Here is a 15,086-nt window from a genome sequence, read left to right as displayed (position 1 = left end):
CATGTTACTGATGATTGATAACTACGATTCCTTTACCTACAACGTTGTGCAGTACCTGGGGGAGCTGGGCGCCGAGGTCAAGGTGGTTCGCAATGACGAACTGACCGTGGCCGAAATCGCCGCCCTGAACCCGGAGCGCATCGTGGTTTCGCCGGGCCCCTGCACGCCGACCGAGGCGGGTATTTCCCTTGAAGCCATCAAGTACTTCGCCGGCAAGCTGCCGATCCTGGGCGTCTGCCTGGGTCACCAATCCATCGGCCAGGCCTTTGGTGGTGACGTGGTACGCGCGCGCCAGGTGATGCACGGCAAGACCAGCCCGGTATTCCATAAGGACCTGGGCGTATTCCAGGCGCTCAACAACCCGGTGACCGTAACCCGCTACCACTCGCTGGTGGTCAAGCGCGAAACCTTGCCGGAATGCCTGGAACTGACCGCCTGGACCCAACTGGAAGACGGCTCCGTCGACGAGATCATGGGCCTGCGTCACAAGACACTGAACATCGAAGGGGTGCAGTTTCACCCCGAATCGATCCTGACCGAGCAGGGCTACGAGCTGTTCGCCAACTTTCTCAAGCAGAGCGGCGGCACGCGCTAAGGACTTTCCATGGATATCAAGACTGCCCTGAGCCGTATCGTCGGCCATCTGGACCTGAGCACCGCTGAAATGAGCGATGTGATGCGCGAAATCATGACCGGTCAATGCACCGACGCGCAGATCGGCGCGTTCATGATGGCGATGCGCATGAAGAGCGAAAGCATCGACGAGATCGTCGGCGCCGTCTCGGTGATGCGTGAGCTGGCGGACAAGGTCGAGCTCAAGACTCTCGACGGCGTGGTCGACGTGGTCGGCACCGGCGGTGACGGTGCGAACATCTTCAACGTCTCGACGGCCTCTTCCTTTGTGGTCGCGGCGGCGGGTTGCACCGTGGCCAAGCACGGTAACCGTGCGGTATCCGGCAAGAGCGGCAGTGCCGACCTGCTGGAAGCGGCCGGCATCTACCTGAACCTGACACCGGTACAAGTGGCGCGCTGCATCGACAACGTCGGCATCGGCTTTATGTTTGCCCAGTCCCATCATGGTGCGATGAAGCACGCCGCCGGCCCGCGCAAAGACCTTGGCCTGCGTACCCTGTTCAACATGCTCGGCCCGCTTACGAATCCGGCCGGTGTGAAGCATCAGGTGGTGGGCGTGTTCAGCCAGGCGCTGTGCCGGCCATTGGCTGAAGTGCTGCAACGCATGGGCAGCAAGCATGTGCTGGTGGTGCATTCCAAAGACGGCCTGGACGAGTTCAGCCTGGCGGCGCCAACGTTTGTGGCTGAGCTGAAGAATGACCAGATCACCGAATACTGGGTCGAGCCGGAAGACCTCGGCATGAAGAGCCAGAGCCTGCACGGCCTGGCGGTGGAAAGCCCGGCGGCGTCGCTGGAACTGATTCGCGATGCCCTGGGGCGTCGCAAGACTGAGAACGGTCAAAAAGCTGCAGAAATGATTGTTCTGAATGCTGGCGCGGCACTTTACGCAGCCGATCATGCCTATAGTCTTAAGGAAGGTGTCGAATTGGCCCACGATGCACTGCACACCGGTCTGGCTCGTGAAAAGCTCGAAGAGCTGGGAGCATTCACCGCTGTATTCAAGATGGAGAATGAAGGATGAGTGTGCCGACCGTTCTGGAAAAAATCCTGGCCCGCAAGGCTGAAGAAGTTGCCGAACGCCGTGCCCGTGTGAGCCTGGCTGAATTGGAAGCCCAAGCGAAAGCCGCTGACGCACCGCGTGGATTTGCCAAGGCACTGATTGCACAGGCTAAGCTCAAGCAGCCGGCCGTGATTGCCGAGATCAAGAAAGCTTCGCCGAGCAAGGGCGTGATTCGCGAAAACTTTGTACCGGCGGAAATCGCTGTCAGTTACGAGAAGGGTGGGGCGACTTGCCTGTCGGTACTCACCGATATCGATTTTTTCCAGGGTTCCGACCTGTTCCTGCAGCAGGCCCGTGCGGCGTGCAAGTTGCCGGTGATCCGCAAGGATTTCATGGTCGATCCGTACCAGATCGTTGAAGCCCGTGCTTTGGGCGCCGATTGTGTGTTGTTGATCGTCTCCGCACTGGATGATGTGAAGATGGCTGAGCTGGCGGCCGTTGCCAAAAGTGTCGGCCTGGATGTGCTGGTGGAGGTGCACGACGGCGATGAACTGGAGCGCGCACTGAAAACCCTCGATACACCGTTGGTGGGGGTCAATAACCGTAACCTGCACACCTTCGAAGTCAGCCTGGAAAACACCCTCGACCTGCTGCCGCGTATTCCGCGCGACCGCCTGGTGATTACCGAAAGTGGCATCGTCAACCGTGCCGATGTGGAACTGATGGAAATCAGTGACGTTTATTCGTTCCTGGTGGGGGAGACCTTCATGCGCGCCGAGAACCCAGGGGCGGAACTGCAGCGTCTGTTCTTCCCGGAGCGTGGCGTGGCGGTCAGCGGTTCCACTCTCGATTGATTTGAAATGCGATCAAAATGTGGGGGGCTTGCCCCCGATGGCGGCGGTTCAGTTGGAGCATCCTTGACTGACACACCGCTATCGGGGGCAAGCCCCCTTCCACATTTGGGTTTGTGTTTATTCAGATAGGTAGGTGCCGATTGATCCAGCCAGTATCGATGCGTGTTGAAGCAGGCCTTGCCGCCGAGCAAGCCTTGTTGGCCGCCGTTTGCGCGGGTGAGCAGGTGTTTGGGTTGTTGTTCTGGCAGCCCAGCGATCAGGCATTGGTGATGCCACGCCGCTTGAGCCGATTGCCTGCTTTCGATGTCGCCAGCCGCGTGTCTGCGGATGCCGGCTGGCCGGTGCTCTTGCGCGAAACTGGCGGCGAACCAGTGCCGCAGTCCAGCGCTACGGTCAATATCGCCTTGGTCTACGCACCGCCGCGCAGTGAAGGTGATCACAATCGTATCGAAACTGGCTACTTGCGCTTGTGCCAACCCATCTGCGACTTGCTGATCGAGTTGGGCGGCGATGCCTCTGTCGGGGAAATCGAAGGTGCATTCTGCGACGGTCGTTACAACGTCAACCTCAACGGGCGCAAAATGGTCGGCACTGCCCAGCGCTGGCGGCAAAGCGGGGGCCGCCCGGTTGGGTTGGTGCACGGTGCGTTGTTGCTGGATAACGATCGCGAAGAACTGATCGCGGCGGTCAATCGGTTCAACGAAGCCTGCTGCCTGGAGCAGCGGGTTCGTGCCGACAGCCATATCGCGCTGCACGAAGCTTTCCCCGCGTCGGATGCAATCAGCCGGCTGGACACCTTGTACCGTCAGATGCTGGCCAGCTTCCTGCCGGGTTAACGGGTACCGAACACCACCATCGTCTTGCCTTTGACGTGCACCAGGTTGCGCTCTTCCAGATCCTTGAGCACGCGGCCGACCATCTCCCGTGAACAGCCGACAATGCGCCCGATTTCCTGGCGGGTGATCTTGATCTGCATGCCGTCGGGGTGAGTCATTGCATCGGGCTGCTTGCACAGTTCCAGCAGGCAACGGGCCACACGCCCGGTGACGTCGAAGAACGCCAGGTCGCCGACTTTGCGGGTGGTATCCCGCAGGCGCTGAGCGATTTGACCGCTGAGGGCGTAGAGGATGTCGGGGTCCTGCTGGGCAAGTTCGCGAAACTTTGCGTAACTGATCTCGGCCACTTCGCACTCGACCTTGGTCCGCACCCAGGCGCTGCGCTCCTGCTCCTTCCCTGCTTGTTCAAACAGTCCCAGCTCGCCGAAAAAATCCCCTGTGTTCAGGTAGGCGATGATCATTTCGCGACCGTCTTCATCCTCGATCAGGATGGTGACTGACCCCTTGATAATGAAAAACAGGGTTTCGGAGCGCTCACCGGCGCAGATGATGTTGTGCTTGGCGGGATGACGCCGGCGCTGGCAGTGCATCAGCAACTTGTCGAGATTCTTGATCTTGGGTATGGGCGTAAGAGCAACCATGGTTGTATCCCGAAAGGCAGCGCGAGGTGGTTGGATTTGTTGTACTCAGCGGTATCGGCATTGATACACGTTGTATAAAGGGTGGCAATACGCCACTCATTTGGCGCCAGCTTAACAGACACATTCTGACTCGATTAGCGAATTTACCGAGTCAGCCCGGTTATTGATCGCTTTGATGAGAAGCGCGGTTGCGCCCGGGCCCTGTGCTAAGCTGGCGACCCTTTTTTAGCAGTGGAGTCTGGGCGATGAAGGCACGCATCCAATGGGCGGGCGAAGCCATGTTCCTCGGTGAATCGGGCAGCGGCCATGTGGTGGTCATGGATGGCCCGCCGGAAGCCGGTGGCCGTAACCTGGGCGTACGCCCGATGGAAATGCTCCTGCTTGGCGTGGGCGGTTGCAGCAATTTCGACGTGGTCAGCATCCTGAAAAAATCTCGCCAGGCCGTGGAAAGCTGCGAAGCCTTCCTGGAAGCCGAGCGCGCCACTGAAGATCCCAAGGTGTTTACCAAGATCCACATGCATTTCGTGGTGAAGGGCCGGGCGTTGAAAGAAGCTCAGGTTAAGCGGGCTATCGAGTTGTCGGCCGAGAAATACTGCTCGGCGTCAATCATGCTCGGCGCGGCGGGTGTGGCCATCACCCATGACTACGAGATCATCGAGTTGGGTTGACCGCCAATCGGCAAAAGAAAAGGGCGCTTCGATAGCGCCCTTTTTTGCAGCTGCAGGTTTCGTCAGATGCGGTAGGTGCTTTTGGTCATGACCTTGGCCAGCAGGCTCATGCCAAATCGCACTGGCGCCGGGAAGCGGAAACCGCCGGCATCCAATGCACTCTCGGCGTGGTGCGCTTCATCGATACGCATCTGCTCAAGAATTGCCCGGGACTTTTCGTCGTCGGCCGGCAATTGTTCCAGGTGTTCATCCAGGTGCTTGCACACTTGATGTTCAGTCGCGGCGACAAAACCGAGGCTGACCTTGTCGCTGATCAGGCCGGCAGCCGCGCCGATGCCGAATGACAAACCGTAAAACAGCGGGTTGAGCACGCTGGGATGGCTACCCAACTGCCGAATACGTTGTTCACACCAGGCAAGATGGTCGATTTCTTCTTCGGCCGCGTGCTCCATGGCTGCACGTACCTGTGGCAGCTTGGCGGTCAGGGCCTGGCCCTGGTACAGCGCCTGGGCGCAGACTTCGCCGGTATGGTTGATGCGCATGAGGCCGGCCACATGACGGGTTTCGGTCACGCTCATCTGCGCATCAGGCTGCACGATGGCGGGTGATGGACGGTAAGGTTGGCCGCTGAAGGGCAGCAACGTGCGCATGGCCGTGTCGGCTTGCAGCAACAGACGGTCTATCGGCGAGTAGTGACGTTGGGTAGTCATGCTGACCTCCGGGAGGAATCTCGGCGGCCAGTTTACCGCAAGAGAGAGGAACGCGTTTGCCCCGAGTCAAGGGCATGGGGTCGCAGCCTCGGACTGCGCCCCTTGTTGCGGGCTAGTTCAGCCCGGTGGCCAATTCATCTGGCGCTGACCCAGTACATGCATATGGATGTGGTAAACAGTCTGCCCGCCGTCTTCATTGCAGTTCATCACCACACGGAAACCTTTCTCACAGCCTTGCTCCACCGCCAAACGCTGGGCGGTGAACAGAATATGGCCGGCCAGGGCCTTATCGTCCTCGGTCAAGTCATTCAATGTGCGGATGGGCTTCTTCGGGATAACCAGAAAATGTACCGGCGCCTGTGGGGCAATATCGTGGAAGGCGAGGACTTGATCATCTTCGTAGATAATCTTCGCGGGTATTTCTCTGTTGATGATCTTGGTGAACAGAGTATCCACAGCTGTTTCTCCATTATGAAAGTGCAAGGTGAGTGTACTCAGGCGATCAGCGTGGGCAATAGGCCTTGTTGATGGCGCCGGCGATCTTGCGGGTCAGCCAGCGCGGGCTGAAACGCGGGCTGAAGGCCAGCCAGCGATTACGTCGTCCAGGAATGATGATGGCTTTGTTCTTTTCCAGTGCGCGCACGGTATAGAGCGCCACTTCTTCCGGGCTCATCAATTGCTCGCTGCGGTCGAGTTTGGCTGTGTCCATTTGCGCTGTACCGAAGAAGGCGGTGCGCGTAGGGCCGGGGCAAAGCACCGAGACCTTGATACCACAGGTCTTCAGTTCTTCGCGCAAGCCTTCGGAGAAGTGCAGTACATAGGCTTTGCTGGCGTAGTAGCTGCTCATCCAGGGACCGGGTTGGAACGCGGCGACCGAGGCGACGTTGAGAATCTGCCCGCCGCCGTGCAGCGCCATGCTATTGCCCAGGGCGTGACACATGCGGGTGAGGGCGAGGATGTTGACTTCGATGAGGTCCTGCTCGGTCATCCAGTCCTGGGCCAGGAATGGCCCGCTGGTGCCAATGCCGGCGCAGTTCACCAGTAAATCTATCTGCCGTTCGCCTTCTTCAAGCTCCAGCAGGAACCCGGACAAGCGCAATGGCTCGCCCAGGTCGCACGCTCGAAACAGCACTTCGACGCCGAAGCGCTGGGTCAATTCGATTGCAATGCTTTCCAACTGATCACGCTGGCGGGCCACCAGAATCAAGCTGCGGCCGCGACGTGCCAGGGCTTCGGCCAAAGCGAGGCCGATGCCGCTGGAGGCGCCGGTGATCAGAGCGTAACGGGTCATGCCTTTCTCCATCACAACGCCGCCGGGCCTGTGACGGAGGCATCACAGGCGGCGGGCGTTTTTTACTGTTCTGGAGAGTCTACAGGTTCGGCCGCTTCGTCAGCACTTTGCGCTTCGTCTTCCTCGACGGTGGCGCCTTGATCCGCGTCTTCGTCAGAGGTGATGGAGCTGCTTTCGTAGCTGCTATCCACATTGGCCTCGAGCTGATCCAGATAGCCGTTCATCCCCAGCGACACCACGATGATGAGCATCAGCGGAATGAATGCCAGCCACAGTGAGGCCAGGACCTTCACCGCGGTGGAGTTGCGCGGTGGCGGTGCGCCGTACTGGTTGGCACCGGTGTTACCTGGCACTACCAACAGCAGCAGCGGGAAAATACTGTTCACCAGCGGGACCAGGTTCAGCAGGTACAACCAGCCGGACCAGCCCAGATCGTGCAGACGCTGCACGCCGATCTGCACGCTCACGACCACAACCGCGACGAACAGCGCGAAGCCCAGCAGCGAGCCGAGGATGATGGCTATCGTCGGCGACGCGGTCGCGATGGCAAAGCCCACAGTACTGAGGATACCTGCTGCGACGAGCATGGCGACGGTCAGTACCAGCGTCCATGCCAGGTACCGCAGACGACCAATACGGCCATTGATGGTGAAGACCTTGAGGGTGGCGTATTCCGGCAGGCTTTCACCTACGGCAGCACGCGGTGGTGCGTACGGTGAAGCGACAGGGCGGGAGAGGTCCGCAGCGTCGGAATCTGTCTCGTGGGTTTCGGCGAGGCTGAAGGCCACGGGTTGTTCTGCTTCGATGCGGGCATCGACCCCGGCCTTTTTCAGCGCGGTGAGGTAGGTTTCGGCGTCGGGGCGCGACAGGTCGCGCTTCAGTGCGACCGGGCGGCCAGTGAAGAGTTTCTCGATGTCCTCGACTGTGCTCTTGAACAGTTCAGCCAGGTTCAGCTTGGCCGTGGTGCTTTCGACACCCGGGAGCAAGGCCCCATCAAACACAATCTTGAAACGGTTGTCGCTCATGCGGGCATCCTTGTCACTGAATCAGTGGGGGTAATGCAGGACTGCTCGATCGGCAGACCTTGCGGTTGGGTCAACGTGGCCAGCGCAACTGTGTCGCCCGCTCGCGCGCCTTGCGGTATTCGGCATCCAGGCGGGCAACGAGTTCATCGACGCTGGGTAAATCATTAATTTCACCGACACCTTGGCCGGCGGACCATACGGTCTTCCAGGCCTTGGCTTCGTCGCTCAGCGGCTTGAGCTTGGAACCGAAGTTTACTTCGCCTTTGCCTTGCAGGGCAGCGAGGTCGAAACCGGCATTTTCCAGGCTCTGGCGCATAAAGCTTGCTGGTACGCCGGAGACAGCGGGAGTGTGCACGATGTCGGCAGCGCGCGATGTGAGCAGCATCTCTTTATACGCATCCGGGGCGTGGCTTTCAGTGGTACCGATAAAACGTGTGCCGAAATAGGCCAGGTCTGCCCCCATCAACTGGGCGGCGAGTATCTCATGGCCGTGGTTAAGGCAGCCGGCCAGCAGCAGGGTCTTGTCGAAGAATTGGCGAATCTCCGCGATCAGCGAGAATGGGCTCCAGGTACCGGCATGGCCGCCGGCGCCTGCGGCCACGGCGATCAGGCCATCCACGCCGGCTTCGGCGGCTTTTTCGGCGTGGCGCCGAGTAGTGACATCATGAAATACCAGGCCGCCGTAGCTGTGCACGGCATCCACCAGTTCTTTCACCGCGCCCAGGCTGGTGATCACGATTGGCACCTTGTGCTCGACGCAGATCGCCAGGTCCGCCTGCAAACGAGGGTTGCTGTTGTGCACGATCAGGTTGACGGCGTAGGGCGCGGGATTGTCCAACTGCGCCAGGCCCGCTTCGATTTCCTCCAGCCAGGCCTTGAAGCCACTGCTCTCGCGCTGGTTGAGCGCCGGGAAACTCCCGACTACCCCATTGCGGCAGCAGGCCAGCACCAATTGCGGATTGGAAATCAGGAACATCGGCGCAGCCACCACGGGCAGGCGCAGACGTTGTTCAAGCAGAGCGGGCAGCGACATTGGAGGTACCCCGAGTAATTGAAGTTAGAACGGTTTGACCACGACCAAAATTACGATAGCCAGCAATATCAGAACCGGGACTTCATTGAACCAGCGATAAAAGACATGGCTGCGGGTGTTTTCGCCACGGGCGAAACGTTTTACCTGCGCGCCGCACATGTGGTGGTAACCAATCAGGAACACTACCAGGGTCAACTTGGCGTGGATCCAGGCGCCCGATTGAAAGATGCCGGGGTTAAGGGCGATCAGCCAGATACCGAACACCAGGCTGGCCAGCATTGCCGGGCCCATGATGCCGCGGTACAGCTTGCGCTCCATGACGCTGAAGCGTTCCTTGCTGACGGTGTCCTCGCTTTGAGCGTGGTAGACGAACAGGCGCGGCAGGTAGAACAGCCCGGCAAACCAGCAGACGATGCTGACGATATGGAAGGCTTTGACCCATAGATAAAGCATTTTTAGTTATTCCCAGGTTCACGGTAGCGAAGATAGTAGTGGCTCATGCAGCCATACGTCACGCTGACGGTTGTCGCAGGACGATACGGCCCCTATTATCGACGGCTTTCCAGTGGGTTCGTTGAGGGCAGGTTTATGGTCAAGGTCGGTATCGTCGGCGGCACGGGTTACACCGGTGTCGAATTGCTGCGTCTGTTGGCTCAGCATCCGCAAGCTGAGGTGGTGGTCATTACCTCTCGATCCGAGGCCGGCCTGGCCGTGGCCGATATGTACCCGAACCTGCGAGGCCACTACGACGGCCTCGCGTTCAGCGTTCCGGACATCAACACCCTTGGCGCCTGCGATGTGGTGTTTTTTGCCACCCCGCATGGCGTTGCCCATGCGTTGGCTGGCGAACTGCTGGCGGCTGGCACCAAGGTCATCGACCTATCGGCTGACTTCCGCCTGCAAGACGCCGACGAATGGGCCAAGTGGTACGGCCAGCCTCACGGTGCACCGGATCTGTTGGAAGAGGCGGTGTACGGCCTGCCGGAAGTCAATCGTGAGCAGATCAAGCAGGCGCGCCTGATCGCGGTGCCGGGTTGCTATCCGACGGCGACGCAACTGGGCTTTCTGCCGTTGCTCGAAGCCAGGCTGGCGGATGCTTCGCGCCTTATCGCAGACTGCAAGTCGGGTGTCAGCGGCGCGGGCCGTGGTGCAGCGGTAGGTTCGCTGTACTCTGAGACGTCGGAAAGCATGAAGGCCTACGCAGTAAAAGGGCATCGCCACCTGCCGGAAATCCGCCAGGGGCTGCGTCGCGCCGCGGGCAGGGACGTGGGCCTGACCTTCGTGCCACACCTGACGCCGATGATTCGTGGCATTCATTCCACGTTGTATGCCACCGTGGTCGATCGTTCGGTAGATCTGCAGGCGTTGTTTGAAAAACGTTATGCCAACGAGCCGTTCGTCGATGTAATGCCTGCGGGCAGCCATCCGGAAACCCGTAGCGTGCGCGGCGCTAATGTGTGCAGGATTGCTGTGCACCGCCCGCAGGATGGTGATCTGGTGGTGGTGTTGTCGGTGATCGATAATCTCGTCAAGGGCGCGTCGGGCCAGGCTGTGCAGAATATGAACATCCTGTTTGGTCTGGACGAAAAACTCGGTCTGTCCCACGCCGGCATGTTGCCTTAAGAAGATTGGTAGAGTGTGCAAAAGGCCCGTTGATCGGGCCTTTTGTGTTTCTAATGGCGGCGATGCAGATTGATATACCGTAACAATAGTTGACCGCTTTTCTAGGAGAAGCGGATAATGCCCGTCATTACGCATATGGCGGCGCTACGCCGGGAGATTATCAGCATGAGCGTTGAATCCTTCACCCCCACGGCTTTGCAATTCACCCACGGTGCTGCGCACAAGGTGAAGAGCCTGGTCGATGAAGAGGGTAATGATCGTTTGAAGCTGCGCGTATTCGTTACGGGCGGCGGTTGTTCAGGGTTTCAGTACGGTTTCACCTTTGATGAAGATGTGGCCGACGATGACACCATCGTTGAGCGCGAGGGCGTAAGCCTGGTCGTGGACCCGATGAGCTTCCAATACTTGGCAGGCGCTGAGGTGGATTACCAGGAAGGTCTGGAGGGTTCGCGTTTTGTGATCAAGAACCCTAACGCTACCACCACCTGTGGTTGCGGCTCTTCGTTCTCGATCTGATCGACAGCCTGATCCTCAACGAATAAAAAACGCCGCTTGGCTTTGATCGGCCAAGCGGCGTTTTGCTGTCTGCGATTCTGGCGAGGTGGTCGTCAGGCGGGATAGATCGCGCCAAGTACCCTCTGCCCGCGTGCGCCGGTGACACTGGGCCGGTTGGCGGTAATGCCTTCGAGGCAGCAGTGAGCCAGCCAGGCGAAGGCCATGGCTTCGACCCAGTCCGGGTCTACGCCGTGGGTGGCGGTGCTGCTGACTTGAGTGGACGGCAACAACGCTGCCAGACGGTTCATCATTGTGGTGTTATGGGTGCCGCCGCCACAGACGAGTAGCGTTTCTGTCTGGGGTTGTGCGGTTTGCAGGGCCTCGACGATGGTCAGTGCGGTCAGTTCCAACAGGCTGGCCTGTACGTCCTGAGGGGTAAAGGCGGGCAGGCGGCTAAGGTGCTGGTGCAGCCAACCGAGGTTGAACACTTCACGGCCGGTGCTTTTCGGGCCTTTGGTCAGGAAGAATGGATCGCTGAGTAGTGCCGCGAGTAGTTGAGGCTCGACCTTGCCACTACCCGCCCACTGCCCGTCACGGTCAAAGTGTTCGCCGCGCTGCTGTTGAATCCAGGCGTCCAGCAGCACATTGCCTGGGCCGCAGTCGAAGCCAGCTACGGGCTTGCCGGTTTCGATCAGGCTAAGATTGCTGAAGCCCCCAATATTCAACACCGCACGGTTGCCGGTGCTTTCGCCAAACAACGCTTCATGAAATGCGGGCACCAGAGGCGCGCCCTGGCCGCCAGCGGCAACATCGCGGCTGCGGAAGTCGCTGATTACGGTGATGCCCGTCAGCTCCGCAAGCAATGCCGGGTTGCCGATCTGCACGGTAAACCCGCGGGCGGGTTCATGACGGATGGTCTGGCCATGGCTGCCGATCGCACGTATGTCTCGAGGCTTGAGGTTTTGCTGGTCGAGCAACGTGTGGATGCCGTGGGCGGCGAGGGTGACCCAGTGCTGCTGGGCAATCGCTGAGCGGGCAATCTCATCCGGGCCGCTGGCGCACAGGCTTAACAGCTCTGCGCGCAGGGTGTCCGGCATGGGTGTGTAGTGGGTGGCGATCAGATTGACCGCCGAGTCCTGTTCGATCAGGGCGATATCCAGGCCATCGAGACTGGTCCCGGACATCACGCCTATATAGAGCGGCATACCTTAACGCTTCGCCGAAGCAAGCAGGGTGGAGCGCTCCTGGTCCATGCGCGCCATCAGCGGCTGGCTCTGTTGCATAAAGCGCGCGCGCTCGGCCTTGGCTATCGGGTCGGCCATCGGCAGCTTCTGGCCCAATGGGTCAACGTGCACACCATTGACCTGGAATTCATAGTGCAGGTGCGGGCCGGTGGACAGGCCAGTGGTGCCGATATAACCGATCACCTGGCCCTGCTTCACGTTGCCGCCAGTTTTCACGCCCTTGGCGAAACCTTGCATATGGCCGTACAGGGTGCGGTAGGTGTTGCCGTGCTGGATGATCACCGTGTTGCCGTAGCCACCGCGTCGCCCTGCGAGCAGGACCTTGCCGTCGCCGGCCGCCTTGATAGGCGTGCCGCGTGGGGCGGCATAGTCGACGCCTTTATGGGCGCGGATTTTGTTCAGAATTGGATGCTTGCGACCCATGGAGAAACGCGAGCTAATACGAGCGAAATCCACCGGGGTGCGGATGAAGGCCTTGCGCATGCTGTTGCCGTCGGCGGTGTAGTAGCTGCTGTTGCCTTGCTTGTTGGTGTAGCGGACGGCAGTGTAGGTTTTGCCGCGGTTGGTGAAGCGTGCGGAGAGAATGTTGCCGGTGCCGACCACTTTGCCGTTGGCGACTTTCTGCTCGTAGATCACGTCGAACTCATCGCCCTGGCGGATGTCCTGGGCGAAGTCGATGTCGTAACCAAACACACTGGCCATGTCCATAGTCATGCTATGGGACAAGCCGGCGCGCGCGGCAGATTGTGACAGTGAGCTGTTGATCACGCCGTGAGCGTAGGCGGAACGCATGACTGGCTTGGTGGTGATGCGGTTGAAGGCAAAGCCTTTGGCGCCCTTGGTCAGGGAGATGCTTTCGAGATCGCTGAGCTTAGTGTGCAGGTTGTTCAACTGACCGTCTGGTGTCAGTTCGAACTCAAGTTTCTGGCCGTGTTTGAGTTGGATGAATTGCTTGGCCTGTTTATCGCTGGCCAGCACGTCGTTAACGGTGGCTGCGGGAAGGCCTACCTTCTCGAACAGGGTAGAAAGCGTATCGCCTTTCGCCACGATCACTTCGCGGTGTTGAGGGTTCTTGGCGGTTTCTGCTACGAGCTTTTGCTGCTCTTGAGCGGCTTGCTGGGTATCTTCCGGCGTGTTTTCGATCTGGGCAAACGGCGATTCAGTTGGAGCATTTGTGGCTTGTTGTGCGTCGGAAGCGTCTTGATCTTGTGTCAGTTGTTCAACCGGACTCTCCAAGTCAAGGCTCAGGGATGTTCGTTTGGCTTCTACGTCACTGGAAGGGAATACCAGGAGTGCCAGGCTGAGAAGGGCGGCGATACCACTTGCAGCGAGCAGGTGGGTCTTCGGGTAAAGCGGCGGCGCTTTAGACGGTTCAGTGGTCATAGGTAATTTTGACTTTGAAGATGAAATGGAAAAGATGAATGACATGATGAAGATGAAATAACTGTATAAAATATAACCAAATCATCTGTGACGCAAGCTCGCGAACGCTGGGCTTGCTGAACGGTGTCCGTGCGCAGGGCAAAACTTGTAATTAGTCCCTGATCTTGTATGGTTGGTTCCCTTTTGAATCTGAGCCTTGCGGGTCTGTTATGAAGTCGGTTGAAGAGCAGCTAGCGCTGATAAAACGTGGTGCGGAAGAACTGTTGGTCGAGGCCGAGCTGATCGAAAAGCTCAAGCGTGGCCAACCCCTGCGTATTAAGGCTGGTTTCGATCCGACCGCGCCGGACCTGCACCTGGGGCATACCGTGCTTATTAATAAGCTGCGTCAGTTCCAGGAGCTGGGGCATCAGGTGGTCTTCCTTATCGGTGATTTCACCGGGATGATCGGCGATCCGAGCGGTAAGAGTGCTACGCGCCCGCCGCTGACCCGTGAGCAGGTTTTGGATAATGCCGAGACCTATAAGACCCAGGTATTCAAGATTCTTGATCCGGCCAAGACCGAGGTGGCGTTTAACTCCACCTGGATGGATCAGATGGGGCCGGCGGACTTCATTCGCCTCACTTCCCAGTACACCGTGGCGCGCATGCTTGAGCGTGATGACTTCGACAAGCGCTATTCAACCAATCAACCGATCGCGATTCATGAATTCCTGTATCCGCTGGTTCAGGGTTATGACTCGGTAGCGCTGCGCGCGGATGTTGAGTTGGGTGGTACCGACCAGAAATTCAACCTGCTGATGGGGCGTGAGTTGCAGCGTGCTTATGGTCAGGAAGCTCAATGCATCCTGACCATGCCGTTGTTGGAAGGATTGGATGGTGTCAAGAAGATGTCCAAGTCCCTGGGCAACTATGTCGGCATTCAGGAAGCTCCGGGTGTGATGTACGGCAAGCTGGTCTCTATCCCGGATGCCCTGATGTGGCGCTACTTCGAGCTGTTGAGCTTTCGCTCGATGGATGAGATCAGCGCGCTGCGTGCGGATGTAGAGGCGGGCGCCAATCCGCGGGACGTGAAGATCAAACTGGCGGAAGAGATCGTGGCGCGTTTCCATGGTGAAGAGGCTGCGGCCAGTGCTCACCGTGCGGCGGGTAACCGCATGAAGGATGGCGAGCTGCCGGATGATCTTCCCGAGATTGAATTGACTGCTGCTGAAGCCATGCCGATTGCTGCTGTCCTTAATAAGGCGGGCCTAGTGAAGAACTCGGCGGTTGCGCGTGACCTTCTGGGGTCTGGCGGTGTGCGTATAGATGGTGAAGTGGTGGATCGCACCTTTATGTACGAGCTGGGTGCTACCCACGTTTGTCAGGCAGGGAAGAAGGCATTTGCGCGTATTACGCTCAAATCCGAATAAACCTGAAATTAAGTGTTGACGGCGAATTGTATCTGTCTATAATTCGCCCCACTTCCGGCGCAGTCGAAACGTAAAACTCCTTGGTAAACAAAGAGTTATGCAGGATTAGGCAGCGAGTTGCTTCAGTTCATCGAAGCCCAGAAGGCGTTGATAGAGTCGTGTTGTTTGGCGCTATTAACGATTCGATCTTCTCGGTCGAAAGCGGAGAAAAAGAGGTGTTGACAGCAGCGTGTAACGCTGT

The 15,086-nt window shown here is 58.7% G+C and carries 17 protein-coding genes; 8 read left to right on the top strand and 9 right to left on the bottom strand.

Going from position 1 to position 15,086, the window contains the following annotated elements; all coding sequences use genetic code 11:
* The first annotated feature begins 1 nt into the window (after position 1).
* From M2397_RS20510 to M2397_RS20495, 4 genes are all read left to right on the top strand, one after another.
* Positions 2 to 595, top strand: a complete 594-nt coding sequence (locus M2397_RS20510) for an aminodeoxychorismate/anthranilate synthase component II (RefSeq protein ID WP_024077700.1) — start codon at positions 2 to 4, stop codon at positions 593 to 595.
* 9 nt (positions 596 to 604) lie between these two features.
* Positions 605 to 1,654, top strand: a complete 1,050-nt coding sequence (trpD, locus tag M2397_RS20505) for an anthranilate phosphoribosyltransferase (protein WP_065938244.1) — start codon at positions 605 to 607, stop codon at positions 1,652 to 1,654.
* Positions 1,651 to 2,487, top strand: a complete 837-nt coding sequence (gene trpC / locus M2397_RS20500; RefSeq protein ID WP_131699139.1) for an indole-3-glycerol phosphate synthase TrpC — start codon at positions 1,651 to 1,653, stop codon at positions 2,485 to 2,487. The genes trpD and trpC overlap by 4 nt, the downstream gene beginning before the upstream one ends.
* Before the next feature lie 140 nt (positions 2,488 to 2,627).
* Positions 2,628 to 3,323 (top strand): lipoyl protein ligase domain-containing protein, encoded by a 696-nt coding sequence (locus M2397_RS20495; RefSeq protein WP_259244316.1) that lies wholly within the window; start codon positions 2,628 to 2,630, stop codon positions 3,321 to 3,323.
* Here the strand turns inward: M2397_RS20495 and crp are convergent.
* Complete coding sequence (gene crp, locus M2397_RS20490) at positions 3,320 to 3,964, bottom strand: cAMP-activated global transcriptional regulator CRP (protein WP_027605892.1); 645 nt, start codon at positions 3,962 to 3,964, stop codon at positions 3,320 to 3,322. The genes M2397_RS20495 and crp overlap by 4 nt on opposite strands.
* A gap of 245 nt (positions 3,965 to 4,209) precedes the next feature.
* Between crp and M2397_RS20485 the strand changes: the two genes are divergently transcribed.
* A complete protein-coding gene (locus tag M2397_RS20485; protein WP_005792019.1) occupies positions 4,210 to 4,632 on the top strand; it encodes an OsmC family protein in 423 nt (140 codons plus the stop codon).
* Positions 4,633 to 4,694: 62 nt separating this feature from the next.
* On the opposite strand, the gene coq7 is transcribed toward M2397_RS20485, so the two are convergent.
* The 6 genes from coq7 to hemJ form a co-directional block, all read right to left on the bottom strand.
* Positions 4,695 to 5,342 (bottom strand): 2-polyprenyl-3-methyl-6-methoxy-1,4-benzoquinone monooxygenase, encoded by a 648-nt coding sequence (coq7, locus tag M2397_RS20480; protein ID WP_145336825.1) that lies wholly within the window; start codon positions 5,340 to 5,342, stop codon positions 4,695 to 4,697.
* Positions 5,343 to 5,459: 117 nt separating this feature from the next.
* The gene (locus M2397_RS20475; RefSeq protein ID WP_003194682.1) at positions 5,460 to 5,798 is read right to left on the bottom strand and encodes a histidine triad nucleotide-binding protein; all 339 of its coding nucleotides are present in this window, start codon (positions 5,796 to 5,798) and stop codon (positions 5,460 to 5,462) included.
* 46 nt (positions 5,799 to 5,844) lie between these two features.
* A complete protein-coding gene (locus M2397_RS20470; RefSeq protein WP_131699141.1) occupies positions 5,845 to 6,633 on the bottom strand; it encodes an SDR family oxidoreductase in 789 nt (262 codons plus the stop codon).
* Positions 6,634 to 6,695: 62 nt separating this feature from the next.
* A complete protein-coding gene (locus M2397_RS20465; protein ID WP_259244315.1) occupies positions 6,696 to 7,658 on the bottom strand; it encodes a DUF805 domain-containing protein in 963 nt (320 codons plus the stop codon).
* 70 nt (positions 7,659 to 7,728) lie between these two features.
* The gene (locus M2397_RS20460) at positions 7,729 to 8,691 is read right to left on the bottom strand and encodes a nitronate monooxygenase family protein (RefSeq protein WP_131699143.1); all 963 of its coding nucleotides are present in this window, start codon (positions 8,689 to 8,691) and stop codon (positions 7,729 to 7,731) included.
* Positions 8,692 to 8,715: 24 nt separating this feature from the next.
* Positions 8,716 to 9,144, bottom strand: coding sequence for a protoporphyrinogen oxidase HemJ (gene hemJ, locus M2397_RS20455; RefSeq protein ID WP_027605887.1), 429 nt, complete (start codon positions 9,142 to 9,144; stop codon positions 8,716 to 8,718).
* Positions 9,145 to 9,279: 135 nt separating this feature from the next.
* Between hemJ and argC the strand changes: the two genes are divergently transcribed.
* The gene (gene argC / locus M2397_RS20450) at positions 9,280 to 10,314 is read left to right on the top strand and encodes an N-acetyl-gamma-glutamyl-phosphate reductase (protein WP_259244314.1); all 1,035 of its coding nucleotides are present in this window, start codon (positions 9,280 to 9,282) and stop codon (positions 10,312 to 10,314) included.
* A 165-nt stretch (positions 10,315 to 10,479) separates the two neighbouring features.
* A complete protein-coding gene (gene erpA / locus M2397_RS20445) occupies positions 10,480 to 10,830 on the top strand; it encodes an iron-sulfur cluster insertion protein ErpA (protein ID WP_003176443.1) in 351 nt (116 codons plus the stop codon).
* 92 nt (positions 10,831 to 10,922) lie between these two features.
* On the opposite strand, the gene M2397_RS20440 is transcribed toward erpA, so the two are convergent.
* On the bottom strand, positions 10,923 to 12,014 hold the full coding sequence (locus M2397_RS20440) for an anhydro-N-acetylmuramic acid kinase (protein WP_131699145.1): 1,092 nt from the start codon (positions 12,012 to 12,014) through the stop codon (positions 10,923 to 10,925).
* Positions 12,015 to 12,017: 3 nt separating this feature from the next.
* A complete protein-coding gene (locus M2397_RS20435; protein WP_131699146.1) occupies positions 12,018 to 13,436 on the bottom strand; it encodes a peptidoglycan DD-metalloendopeptidase family protein in 1,419 nt (472 codons plus the stop codon).
* A 209-nt stretch (positions 13,437 to 13,645) separates the two neighbouring features.
* On the opposite strand from M2397_RS20435, the gene tyrS reads away from it, so the two are divergent.
* Positions 13,646 to 14,845: a tyrosine--tRNA ligase gene (tyrS, locus tag M2397_RS20430; RefSeq protein ID WP_131699147.1), complete on the top strand. Its 1,200-nt coding sequence runs from the start codon at positions 13,646 to 13,648 to the stop codon at positions 14,843 to 14,845.
* The last annotated feature ends 241 nt before the right edge of the window (positions 14,846 to 15,086 follow it).

Origin of the sequence: Pseudomonas sp. BIGb0381, assembly GCF_024809815.1 — a bacterium.
Taxonomy (GTDB): domain Bacteria; phylum Pseudomonadota; class Gammaproteobacteria; order Pseudomonadales; family Pseudomonadaceae; genus Aquipseudomonas.
The sequence above is the reverse complement of the archived record's forward strand: the minus strand, read 5'-3'. Positions and strand labels throughout refer to the sequence as shown.